At 49.9% G+C, this 12,182-nt stretch carries 13 protein-coding genes; 12 read left to right on the forward strand and 1 reads right to left on the reverse strand.

All coding sequences use genetic code 11. The features are described 5' to 3' along the window. Positions 1-62: 62 nt before the first annotated feature. The 6 genes from dnaB (at position 63) to ACTHUG_RS03915 (ending at position 4,939) form a co-directional block, all read left to right on the forward strand. Positions 63-1,478, forward strand: coding sequence for a replicative DNA helicase (dnaB, locus tag ACTHUG_RS03890; RefSeq protein WP_440386297.1), 1,416 nt, complete (start codon positions 63-65; stop codon positions 1,476-1,478). Between the two features lie 159 nt (positions 1,479-1,637). Beyond that, positions 1,638-2,303, forward strand: a complete 666-nt coding sequence (locus ACTHUG_RS03895; protein WP_440386296.1) for a GspH/FimT family pseudopilin — start codon at positions 1,638-1,640, stop codon at positions 2,301-2,303. A 15-nt stretch (positions 2,304-2,318) separates the two neighbouring features. Then, positions 2,319-2,984 (forward strand): type IV pilus modification protein PilV, encoded by a 666-nt coding sequence (gene pilV / locus ACTHUG_RS03900; protein ID WP_440386295.1) that lies wholly within the window; start codon positions 2,319-2,321, stop codon positions 2,982-2,984. A gap of 2 nt (positions 2,985-2,986) precedes the next feature. After that, on the forward strand, positions 2,987-3,922 hold the full coding sequence (locus ACTHUG_RS03905) for a PilW family protein (protein WP_440386294.1): 936 nt from the start codon (positions 2,987-2,989) through the stop codon (positions 3,920-3,922). Then, entirely contained in the window at positions 3,901-4,449 is a 549-nt protein-coding gene (locus tag ACTHUG_RS03910; protein ID WP_049322681.1) for a pilus assembly PilX family protein, read from the forward strand. The genes ACTHUG_RS03905 and ACTHUG_RS03910 overlap by 22 nt, the downstream gene beginning before the upstream one ends. A gap of 4 nt (positions 4,450-4,453) precedes the next feature. Beyond that, on the forward strand, positions 4,454-4,939 hold the full coding sequence (locus ACTHUG_RS03915; protein ID WP_440386293.1) for a PilX family type IV pilin: 486 nt from the start codon (positions 4,454-4,456) through the stop codon (positions 4,937-4,939). A 51-nt stretch (positions 4,940-4,990) separates the two neighbouring features. On the opposite strand, the gene ACTHUG_RS03920 is transcribed toward ACTHUG_RS03915, so the two are convergent. Continuing rightward, positions 4,991-5,611, reverse strand: coding sequence for a Smr/MutS family protein (locus ACTHUG_RS03920; RefSeq protein ID WP_440386292.1), 621 nt, complete (start codon positions 5,609-5,611; stop codon positions 4,991-4,993). 135 nt (positions 5,612-5,746) lie between these two features. Here ACTHUG_RS03920 and ACTHUG_RS03925 point away from each other — a divergent pair, with 135 nt between their 5' ends. The 6 genes from ACTHUG_RS03925 (at position 5,747) to mutL (ending at position 12,135) form a co-directional block, all read left to right on the forward strand. After that, positions 5,747-6,124 (forward strand): hypothetical protein, encoded by a 378-nt coding sequence (locus ACTHUG_RS03925; protein ID WP_003747049.1) that lies wholly within the window; start codon positions 5,747-5,749, stop codon positions 6,122-6,124. A 135-nt stretch (positions 6,125-6,259) separates the two neighbouring features. Then, a complete protein-coding gene (trpE, locus tag ACTHUG_RS03930; protein ID WP_440386291.1) occupies positions 6,260-7,735 on the forward strand; it encodes an anthranilate synthase component I in 1,476 nt (491 codons plus the stop codon). A 43-nt stretch (positions 7,736-7,778) separates the two neighbouring features. Then, the gene (locus tag ACTHUG_RS03935; RefSeq protein WP_440386290.1) at positions 7,779-8,348 is read left to right on the forward strand and encodes an RNA 2'-phosphotransferase; all 570 of its coding nucleotides are present in this window, start codon (positions 7,779-7,781) and stop codon (positions 8,346-8,348) included. Between the two features lie 82 nt (positions 8,349-8,430). Next, entirely contained in the window at positions 8,431-9,567 is a 1,137-nt protein-coding gene (locus tag ACTHUG_RS03940) for a 5-(carboxyamino)imidazole ribonucleotide synthase (RefSeq protein ID WP_440386289.1), read from the forward strand. A gap of 72 nt (positions 9,568-9,639) precedes the next feature. Further along, the gene (locus tag ACTHUG_RS03945; protein WP_003747064.1) at positions 9,640-10,122 is read left to right on the forward strand and encodes a GNAT family N-acetyltransferase; all 483 of its coding nucleotides are present in this window, start codon (positions 9,640-9,642) and stop codon (positions 10,120-10,122) included. Between the two features lie 36 nt (positions 10,123-10,158). Beyond that, positions 10,159-12,135 (forward strand): DNA mismatch repair endonuclease MutL, encoded by a 1,977-nt coding sequence (gene mutL / locus ACTHUG_RS03950; protein WP_440386288.1) that lies wholly within the window; start codon positions 10,159-10,161, stop codon positions 12,133-12,135. Positions 12,136-12,182 lie beyond the last annotated feature (47 nt).

Consider the following 12,182-nt stretch of genomic DNA (forward strand, 5'->3'; position numbering starts at 1 on the left):
CTAAACAAACCAATTGAACTTACACTGCGTTATAATAGCGGATTACAATTTTCCAGCCAGAGATGCCCGTCATGAGCAATTATTCCGACATACCGTCTGAAGACCGTGAAATCAGCGCATTATCCTTGCCGCCGCATTCCACAGAAGCGGAGCAATCCGTTTTGGGCGGCCTGATGCTGGAAAATTCGGCTTGGGACCGTATTGCCGATGTAGTTTCCGGCGAAGATTTCTACCGCCACGAACACCGCCTGATTTTTCGTACCATTGCCAACCTGATTAACGAAAGCCGCCCTGCCGACGTCATTACCGTTCAAGAAAGTTTGGAACGCAATGAAGAATTGGAAGCGGCAGGCGGATTCAACTATCTGATTACGCTGGCGCAAAACACGCCATCCGCAGCCAATATCCGCCGCTACGCCGAAATCGTGCGCGAACGCTCCATCATGCGCCAGCTTGCCGAAGTCGGCACGGAAATTGCACGCAGCGCCTACAATCCGCAAGGGCGCGATGCAGGCCAACTTTTGGACGAGGCAGAAAACAAAGTATTCCAAATTGCCGAAAGTACCGCCAAATCCAAACAAGGCTTCCTTGAGATGCCCGACCTGCTGAAAGAAGTGGTCGAGCGCATCGATATGCTTTATTCGCGCGACAATCCTGACGAAGTAACCGGCATATCGACTGGTTTTATCGACCTCGACAAAAAAACATCAGGCCTCCAACCGGGTGATTTGATCATCGTCGCAGGCCGTCCGTCTATGGGTAAAACCGCCTTTTCGATCAACATTGCCGAACACGTTGCCGTAGAGGGCAAGCTGCCTGTCGCCGTATTCTCGATGGAGATGGGCGGCGCGCAGCTGGTTATGCGTATGCTGGGTTCAGTCGGACGTTTGGATCAAAGCGTTTTAAAAACCGGCAGATTGCAAGACGAACACTGGGGCCGTCTGAACGAAGCGGTCGTTAAACTTTCCGATGCACCCATGTATATCGATGAAACTCCGGGCTTGACCGCGCTCGAACTGCGCACCCGCGCCCGTCGCCTTGCGCGCCAGTTCAACGGCAAACTGGGCTTGATCGTCATCGACTACCTGCAATTAATGTCAGGCTCCGGCCGTTCTGACAACCGCGCTTCCGAGCTTGGCGAAATTTCCCGCTCCCTCAAAGCATTGGCTAAAGAGTTGCAAGTTCCCGTCATTGCCCTGTCGCAGTTGAGCCGTACCGTTGAACAGCGTACCGACAAACGCCCGATGATGTCCGACTTACGTGAATCCGGCGCCATCGAACAAGATGCCGACTTAATTATGTTCATGTATCGTGATGAATACTACAACTCAGAATCACCCGCAAAAGGCTTGGCGGAATGTATTATCGGCAAACACCGTAACGGTCCCGTCGGGAAAGTGTTCCTCACTTGGATGGGCCAATTTACCAAATTTGATAATGCTGCCTATGTTCCAGAATCCATGTTGATGGAAGATTGAGACAGGTTATCTGAAAAACTAACCGAATTTCATATTTTATTAGTCACGCATTACAAAATCGTTTAGAATAAATCCAATAAAAGCAAAAGCATTGCCACAGGCAAATGCAAAAAGAGAAAACGTCGGTTACCCCAACACATTACTACCCAAAAATCACTCATGTATCAGACACAAAAAGGCTTCACCCTAATTGAGTTGCTGATCGTCATTACTATTGCAGCAATAATGGCCGTCATCGCATTTCCAAATATGAATCAATGGATTGCCTCCAGACGTGCGGCATCGCAAGCAGAGCAAATTGCCAATCTGCTGCGTTTCGCGCGAAATGAGGCGGTCCGTCTCAATCTTCCCGTTTACATCTGCCCGGTCAAAATCAAATCCGATGGCTCGCCCAATAATGGTTGCGATTCCAAATATGCCGGTAATGGTATGTTGGCCTACGCCGATAAAAACGGAGATTCCAACTATAAAAACGATACAGTCGATTTATCCGTCCGCTCCATTATCCTTAATGGGGATACCGACAAAGTGGAATATAGCTTCAACTATATCCCTATCGGTAATGGCCGTTCCGCCCTCTCGACCTCAGCTTCAAAAGAAGTCTGGTGGAGATTCCTGCCCAATGGTACATTTGGCCATTCAACCGATGGCAAGAATTATCAATTTTCAGACGGCCACATCAAAATCAGCCTGACGGATAAATCCGCCGCCGATGCTGAAACCAAGAAAGCCCGTGCTACCGTACTTTTAATCAATGGCAATGGGCATGTCGAAATCTGTGCTAAAAACGATGAGCGCAAAATATGCGAATACACTTCCAAATAATAACAACGGTATCTTATGAACATTACTAATCCTACTCATCTCAGATCATTTAAGGGCCGTCTGAAAGCGAGCTCAACAAACTTTACTCCAAAACTTCAATCAGGCATGACCCTGATTGAAGTTTTAATTGCTATGTTTGTACTTGCCATCGGTGTGCTGGCTCTTCTGGCTGTTCAATTGCGTACCGTATCCAACGTGCGTGAGTCTGAAAATCAGACTACAGTCGCCCAAATTACGCAAAATCTAATCGAAGGCATGCTCATTAACCCGACGCTCTCTGAAGAAACCAATTCAGCAGGCGACAAAACCTCCCGTTATAAAAAATCCTACGATGCTTACATCACATCAAGCTCTGAACAGCTGAAAGGCTCAAAGCAAGCTACGGAATTTAAAGACAAAATGACGAAAGCGCAACTTGCGCAAGCTCAAATTGCCCAATTTAAAGCCGATTTAGCCAAAGCCCTTCCCGAAGCCCAAGTCTTCTCGACCATCTGCAAAGATTCTTCCGGTACAGAGCCGACTTACGAAAAGGGGTTTAACGCAAAATGCGATGGCAAAGGCGACACGACCATCGTGAAAGTTTTATGGTTGCAAGATGTCGAAGAAGAGAATACTTCAAAAAATCTCAACACATCGGGGCATCACGTTGTCTATACCTACCAATCACGCGTAAGAGACTAATAATGAACAATAAACGCTTACTCAACCATATTCCCAATAAAACCGCCATTCGCGGTTTCAGCATCCTTGAATTTCTGGTTGCCAGCCTGCTCAGTATGATTGTCTTAATGGCTGTCAGCTCCACCTACTTTACTGCACGCGGATTGAACAAATCTGCCAACACCCGTATCGGTATCCAACAAGATTTGCGCAACGCCGCCAACATGATCGTCCGCGATGCGCGTATGGCAGGCAATTTCGGCTGCTTCAATATGTCGAATTTTCCTGCCTCTGCAGTAACAGAAGACAAAAGCTCAGATGAATACACATTGAAAACAGCCGGTGTGAATAATCTGTTACCGATTAAAGAAATCAATAAATTAGGCTATGCAGGCTTTGCTCAAACCGGCAAAGCCCTGCTGTTTCAATATGGAATCGACAAAGCAAACCCTGCTGCAAAAACTGCCATTGTCAGCAGCTGTTTCGGTATTGCCAAACCTCAAACAGAAATTAAAGATTTGAATGCGGCAAAAACGGCTTTGAAAATGACCTACTCTGATCAAAACGGCAGTATCGCCATCATGAAGCATGAAATGATTGCCTATGCCGTCGGTAAACTTGGTGAAGAGAGTGGCTTATTCCGTTTCCAATTATCAGATGATGGCTCATGGGGTAATCCGCAGCTACTGATTAAAGGCATCACTGCTATGGATATCCACTATATCTATGCAGAATGTCCTCATTCTGAAAATGCCTCTGCCAGCGGAGTAAATACAGAATCCTTTGATTACAAAACCGCATTGGATAGCTCAGCTGAAGCCAAGTCTCCTGCCTCAATCCAAATCGTACTGAATAACGGCAGTATCGACCCATCGAAAGAACAAGACAATAAAGTCGATATCTACAATATTAATGCCACCATCCGTGGAGGAAACGTATGCGCCGACCGATCACTCTAATAAAACCTGACCGGCAACAAGGCTATGCTTTGTTTATCGTCTTAATGATGATGATCGTCATCGCCCTGCTCGTGGTCACAGCCACCCAGTCCTACAATACTGAACAGCGTATCAGCACCAACGATGCTGACCGCAAACTGGCAACCACCTTGGCCGAAGCCGCATTGCGTGAAGGTGAAAATCAAATTTTTGATATTGAAGGGAAAAAGACTAATTTTACCAAAGAGTGTAAAGATGGTTTTTGCGCCACACCTAACGTAAAATCTGACAGCGAAGCCATCGAAGAAACCGCTACTGAAGATGCCTGGAAAAGAAAATGTGATAAAAATCAAAATCTTTGCATCGATACCAACGGTAAAGAATACTCTCTAGGTAAAAATAGCGGCATTGCAAAAAATCCCCGCTACATTATCGAATATTTAGGTAAAACTACTGAGGGTCGAATTACCTACCGCGTTACTGCCAAAGCATGGGGTAAGAATGCTAATACCCAAGTCGTTCTTCAGTCTTACGTTGCCAGCGAATAATATAATGAATACCACCTCTACCCAACAACTAGGCTTTACGCTGGTTGAGATGATGATTGCCGTCGCCATCTTAGCCATCCTGAGCGTGATTGCCATTCCCTCTTACAACCGCTACATTGAACGCGGCTACCAATCACAAGCGCATGCCGAGTTAGTCGCCATCAATTCTGCTTTTAAAAACCAGATGGTTAAAAATCCAAAGTGGAAAACTGATGAGATTAAAAAGAAATTGGATGACTTTATTTCCTCATATAAAGGCCATAAAGATTTGGCAGACAAATACCAATACTCTGCCGAAATGATTGATGCCAACACTCGTGCCTATCGTTTGAAAGCCATTCCCACAAAAACAGGCTATACTCTTTCCGTTTGGATGGATAGCTTGGGCAATGCTTACAAATGTACTGATATTAATTCTGCCAAAGATTCTAAAACCACAATGACCAATGGAAAAGGTTGCGAATCGGTTTCCAAAAAGAAATCTTCTTAGTCTGACAACCATAAAAAAGCAGTGTCATCTTACTGACACTGCTTTTTTATTTTACTGCTTCCAATCATCATCTCGGCGTTGGCGTTTCAACAAGATTCTAACTGCGCCATCATTGCCTTGTCGAGGCTCGACATAAGCCAATACGTCAGGATGCTGCATCAACCAGCGGCGCGTCATATTTTTCAGAACCGGTTTATAGCCTGAAGAACCCAAGCCGCTGCCGTGGACAATCTCGCCGCAAACGCCGCGTTTTTTCGTAAACTCGATAAACTCGTTCAATACCTGCTGCGCCTCTTCCTGCGTATAGCCATGCAAATCCACATCCGCTACCACAGGATAATGGCCGTTTCGCAAACGCATCAAATCATTTTTTCCCTGTCCGTTTTTACTGAACGAAGCCGGCGGTTCATCCCAGCCGCCGCTGCCCACATAAAAATAATCTTCCTGCTCCAAAGTCGCCATTTCTTTAGGTCGCGGTTTGATAGGCGATTTATCGCGGAGCTGTTCATAATAGTTGCCGGCATTTTTCAACGGCGTAACCTTGCCAACCGACTTGCTGAAATCCACATCTTCCGCCTGCTTTTTAGCCTTCGCTTCCGCCTCCCGCTCCGCAGCTTCCTTTTTCGCCTGTTTGCCCAAAGCCTTCAGCGTTTCTTGAAAGTTTGCCGTCATGGTTTGTCCTTTCCAAAAAATAGATTGCACACATTATAGCAAACCCAATTACAAGGCCGTCTGAAAGACTCTTATCATCGCTTCTTGTTTAGGGTATAGTATTGTCGCCTTGTCAGTCTTACAAAGAGAAAAATCATGTTTAAACGCCCGGAAGAAATTATTGTTTTGGTACTTGCCCTATTATGGGTCGCACTCAGCTACTACTTCGCCGCCATCCTGATTTCAGATGCCTACACCATCCTCCTGATTACCGTATTGACCTTTATTTGGGCGATTGCATGCTTCTTCTTGTGGCAACGCAACTTAAGCCGTCATATTTGGCCGCTGTTTCTCGGTAGCCTGGTTGCCTGCTGGTGGCCCTACTTCACTTGGCTTGCAAGCGACGTTCCCGAAGGCACATGGTATTCAGGCTGGACATTCAAATCCATTATCGCCCTGATTCCCGTTATTGCCGCTTATATCTTCAAGTGGAAGCGGAGCCGGAAAAACAAAATTTCCGATCCCCTTGCCTGATACCTTACGCCGTCTTTTTCAGACGGCGTTTTCCATATCTGACATGGCGCTCAGACTGTCAACAATTCCAATAAAATGCTATACTCTTCACACGATTTAACACCCTGAAACAGGCCGTCTGAAAGACTTATCAAGATGATCAGCAAACAAGAATACCAAGCACAAGCCGCACAAGGTTACAACCGCATTCCACTCGTTCAAGAGCTGCTTGCCGATTTGGATACACCGCTCTCAATCTACCTCAAACTAGCCAACAAGCCTTTCACCTACCTGCTCGAATCCGTTGTCGGTGGCGAACGCTTCGGCCGCTATTCCTTCATCGGCCTGCCTTGCAGCCACTATCTCAAAACCAGCGGCAAACATGTCGATGTGTATCAAAACGGCGAAATCGTCGAACAACACGACGGCAATCCCCTGCCCTTTATCGAAGCCTTCCACAACCGCTTCAAAACGCCCGAAATCCCAAGCCTGCCGCGCTTTACCGGCGGCCTGGTCGGCTACTTCGGTTATGAAACCATCTACAATTTCGAACATTTTGCCCACCGCCTGAAACATACGGCCAAAGCCGATCCGCTCGGTACGCCCGACATCCTCCTGATGCTCTCGCAAGAGCTTGCCGTAGTGGATAACCTAAGCGGCAAAATCTACCTGATTGTTTACGCCGATCCGTCTCAAGCCAACGGCTACGAACACGCGCGCGAACGTCTTGAAGACATCCGTACCCAGTTACGCCAAAGCTGCGCCATCCCGCTCTCGCTCGGCAGCAAACAAACCCAAGCAGTCAGCGAATTTAGAGAAGAACCTTTCAAAGCCTGCGTCAACAAAATCAAAGACTACATCTTTGCAGGCGACTGCATGCAGGTTGTCCCCAGCCAACGCATGAGCATGGAATTTACCGACAATCCGCTTGCCCTCTACCGCGCCCTGCGTACACTGAACCCATCGCCGTATATGTTCTACTACGATTTCGGCGATTTCCATATTGTCGGCTCTTCGCCCGAAATCCTCGTCCGCCGCGAACGTGACGACGTCATCGTCCGCCCTATCGCCGGCACGCGCCTGCGCGGTAAAACACCCGCCGAAGACCTTGCCAACGAACAAGACCTGCTGAGCGATGCCAAAGAAATTGCCGAACACGTCATGTTGATTGACCTAGGACGCAACGACGTCGGCCGTATCAGTAAAACCGGAGAAGTCAAAGTCACCGACAAAATGGTGATTGAAAAATACTCCCATGTGATGCACATCGTCTCCAACGTCGAAGGCCGTCTGAAAGACGGCATCACCAACATGGACATCCTCGCCGCCACGTTCCCCGCCGGCACACTCTCTGGCGCCCCCAAAGTCCGCGCCATGGAAATCATCGAAGAAGTCGAACCGAGCAAACGCGGCATCTACGGCGGCGCAGTCGGCGTATGGAGTTTCAACAACGACATGGATTTGGCCATTGCCATCCGCACCGCTGTGATTAAAAACAATACCCTCTTCGTCCAAAGCGGCGCAGGCGTAGTTGCCGATTCCAACCCGACATCCGAATGGCAGGAAACCCAAAACAAAGCCCGGGCAGTAATCCGCGCAGCGCAAATGGTGCAGGAAGGGTTGGATAAATAATTTTCAGACGGCCTGCGCTCTGAAATGACTAAACAACAAGATTATGATACTCAACGAAAAACAACTAAAATCCATCAGCAAATTTCTCAGCTTTATCTTGCGTCATCATCCCGAGCAAATCGGTATTACTTTGGATAAAGACGGCTGGGTGGATATTGATAGCCTACTGACACAGGCAAACCATCCTGAGCGCGGCTTTACGGGCAATCCGCTGACCTACGAAATATTGTTGGAAGTGGTCGAAAACAACGATAAAAAACGGTTTACCCTTTCTGAAGACGGCAAACGCATCCGCGCGGCGCAAGGTCATTCGACGGCACAAGTTCAGGTCGAACACAAAGTGGCGACGCCTCCTCAGATTTTGTATCACGGTACGGCTGAACGCTCTGTTCCGTCTATTTTGGAGCAAGGCCTGCATTCTGCCTCGCGCCATTTTGTTCATCTGTCTGCCGATGCCGAAACAGCCGTCAAAGTCGGCTCCCGCCACGGCAAGCCGGTTGTATTGACCATCGACACTGTCGCCATGCTTGCGGCAGAACATCAATTTTATCTGGCGGACAACGGCGTATGGTTAACTGAAAACGTTCCGCCGCAATTTATCGGCAAGCTTTAAAACATCAAGCCGTCTGAAGCCATAAACCATGTTCAGACGGCCTGCAAACACCCTACCCAATTTCCTCATAAAGCGATTATCCATGAACACATCCCCCATCCTCCCTCCTGCCATGCTCGGCATCCTCGGCGGCGGACAATTAGGCAGAATGTTTACTGTTGCTGCCAAAACCATGGGCTACAAAGTAACCGTACTCGATCCCGACCCGAACGCGCCGGCAGCGGAATTTGCCGACCGCCATTTGTGCGCACCGTTTGATGATTCGGCCGCTTTGGAAGAATTGGCAAAATGTGCGGCGGTTACGACCGAGTTTGAAAACGTCAATGCCGATGCGATGCGTTTTCTCGCCAAACACACCAATGTTTCCCCCAGCGGCGACTGCGTTGCCATCGCGCAAAACCGCATTCAGGAAAAGGCATGGATACGCAAAGCAGGCCTGCAAACCGCGCCGTATCAAGCAGTTTGCAAAACCGAAGACATCACTGAAGAAAGCGTACAATTTCTGCCCGGCATCTTGAAAACTGCCACTTTGGGCTATGACGGCAAAGGCCAAATCCGCGTTAAAACATTGGATGAACTCAAAGCCGCATTTGCTGAACACGGTGGTGTGGATTGCGTTTTGGAAAAAATGGTGGACTTGCGTGGTGAAATTTCCGTTATCGTATGCCGTCTGAACAATGACAACGTGCAAACCTTCGATCCTGCCGAAAACATTCACGAAAACGGCATCCTCGCCTATTCCATCGTCCCTGCCCGACTGAGTGCCGACATTCAGCAACAGGCGCGGCAGATGGCACAACGTTTGGCCGATGAATTGAACTACGTCGGCGTATTGGCGGTAGAAATGTTTGTTGTCGGCGACACACATGAATTGGTCGTCAACGAAATCGCACCGCGTCCGCACAATTCCGGCCACCACACTATCGATGCCTGCGCGGCAGACCAATTCCAGCAACAGGTCCGCCTGATGTGCAACCTGCCTCCGGCTGACACCAAACTGCTGAGTTCTTGCTGTATGGCGAATATTTTGGGCGACGTTTGGAAAGAAAACGGCGGCGAACCCGAATGGCTGCCGCTGCAAAGCAACCCGAATGCACATCTGCATCTTTACGGTAAAAAAGCCGCGCGCAAAGGCCGAAAAATGGGCCACTTTACCGTCTTGGCCAACGATGCGGACAACGCGTTCCAAACCGCACAAACCTTGCATCAAAGCCTGTAACCTTTCCCACTTTTTTCAGACGGCCTTTGATTGCTAAAGGCCGTCTGAAATCAATTTTTCCGACCATCCGCCATGAGCCTTCTGACCATCCTCCGTCCGGCAACCGAAAAAGACTGCCAAGCCATACACAACGCCCATCTGCATGCCGTTCAATATGCCTGCATCCGCAGTTACGATGAAACCATTATGCACGCATGGGAAAGTCTGCTCGACATCAACAGCTATTTGGAAACCATCTCCGATAAAAACAAAGCCTTGTGGGTGGTCGAATACAAAGGGCTGATTCAAGGCTTCTTCCAAGTCGATTTCAAAGAAGCGCAACTGGATGCCTTATACGTCCATCCGCTCTTCCACAATCTCGGCTTGGGCACGGCCCTGCTCAGCCGCGCCGAAGAAATGGCACGAAATGCAGGCCTCAGCTTTCTCAAACTGTATGCCTCGCTCAATTCCGTGCCTTTCTATCGCCTCAACCGCTACGAATCGCTCGGCACTGCCGTGTTGCAGTTAAACAAAACCGTCCGCGTCGAATGCGAATTGATGCGCAAATACCTGTAATTTCCCCTTCCGCCGTTGCTTTTTTGAAAGAAACCGATGTCCCGAATTGCCGCCCTGCCCGACCATCTTGTCAACCAAATCGCCGCCGGCGAAGTGGTCGAACGCCCTGCCAACGCCTTGAAAGAAATTGTTGAAAACAGTATCGATGCAGGCGCGACAGCGATTGATGTTGAGCTGGCCGGTGGCGGCATCCGCCTGATCCGCGTCAGCGACAACGGCAGCGGTATCCATCCGGACGACATCGAACTCGCGCTCCACCGCCACGCCACCAGCAAAATCAAAACCTTAAACGATTTGGAACACGTTGCCAGCATGGGCTTTCGCGGCGAAGGCTTGGCCAGTATCGCCTCCGTCAGCCGCCTGACCCTGACCAGCCGTCAAGAAGACAGCACGCACGCGACCCAAGTTAAAGCCGAAGACGGCAAACTCAGCAGCCCCACCGCAGCCGCCCACCCCGTCGGCACCACCATCGAAGCTGCCGAACTCTTCTTCAACACCCCCGCGCGGCGCAAGTTCCTCAAATCCGAAAACACCGAATACGCCCACTGCGCCACCATGCTCGAACGCCTCGCGCTGGCGCATCCGCACATTGCCTTCTCACTCAAACGCGACGGCAAACAAGTATTCAAACTTCCTGCACAAAGCCTGCACGAGCGTATTGCTGCCATTGTCGGCGATGATTTTCAGACGGCCTCATTGGAAATTGACAGCGGCAATGGCGCGCTGCGGCTCTATGGCGCGATTGCCAAGCCGACTTTCGCCAAAGGCAAAACCGATAAACAATACTGCTTCGTCAATCATCGTTTTGTTCGCGACAAAGTCATGCTCCATGCCGTCAAGCAGGCATACCGTGACGTATTGCACAACGCACTGACGCCTGCTTTCGTCCTCTTTCTTGACCTGCCGCCCGAAGCCGTTGACGTCAACGTCCACCCGACCAAAACCGAAATCCGCTTCCGCGACAGCCAGCAGGTGCACCAACTCGTGTTCCACACGCTCAACAAAGTCCTTGCCGACACGCGTGCCGACTTGACCGAAAGCGTCAGCAACGCAGGCGAAGTGTTGCATGACATTACCGGCGTTACGCCTGCACCAATGCCGTCTGAAAACGACAGTGAAAATCTGTTTGATGGCGCATCCAACTACCCGACAGGCAACAAATCCGACACACGCAATGCCTTTGGTTCATCAGGCAAAACCGCGCCCATGCCTTACCAAGCCGCACGCTCGCCGCAACAACGCAGCCTGTCCCTGCGCGAAAGCCGCGCGGCCATGAATACTTATGCTGAGCTCTACAAAAAAACCGACGACATAGACCTTGAGTTGAGCCAATTCGAGCAGGCACGTTTCGGCAATATGCCGTCTGAACTCCCTACCCAAAAAACAGATACGCCGCTTTCAGACGGCCTTCCATCACAATCCGAACTGCCGCCGCTCGGCTTTGCCATTGCCCAATTATTAGGCATCTACATCCTTGCCCAAGCCGAAGACAGCCTGTTGCTCATCGATATGCACGCTGCCGCCGAACGCGTCAACTACGAGAAAATGAAACGCCAACGTCAGGAAAACGGCAACCTGCAAAGCCAACGCCTGCTTATTCCCGTAACCTTTGCCGCGTCCCACGAAGAATGCGCCGCCCTCGCCGATCATGCCGAAACGCTGGCAGGCTTCGGGCTGGAATTGTCCGACATGGGCGGCAATACCCTTGCCGTCCGTGCAGTTCCCGCCATGCTCGGCAAAGCCGACGTCGTTTCGCTGGCGAAAGACGTTTTGGGCGAACTCGCCCAAGTCGGCAGCAGCCAAACCATCGAAGAACACGAAAACCACATCCTCGCCACCATGTCCTGCCACGGCTCCGTCCGTGCCGGCCGCCAGCTTACCCTGCCGGAAATGAACGCCCTCCTGCGCGATATGGAAAATACGCCGCGCAGCAACCAGTGTAATCACGGCCGTCCGACTTGGGTCAAACTGACTTTAAAAGAATTGGACGCACTGTTTTTGCGCGGACAGTAATGCCAATAAAAAGGCCGTCTGAAACTGCTTTCAGACGGCCTTTTTAT

The organism is Neisseria sp. P0022.S009, from assembly GCF_051956675.1.
Taxonomy (GTDB): domain Bacteria; phylum Pseudomonadota; class Gammaproteobacteria; order Burkholderiales; family Neisseriaceae; genus Neisseria.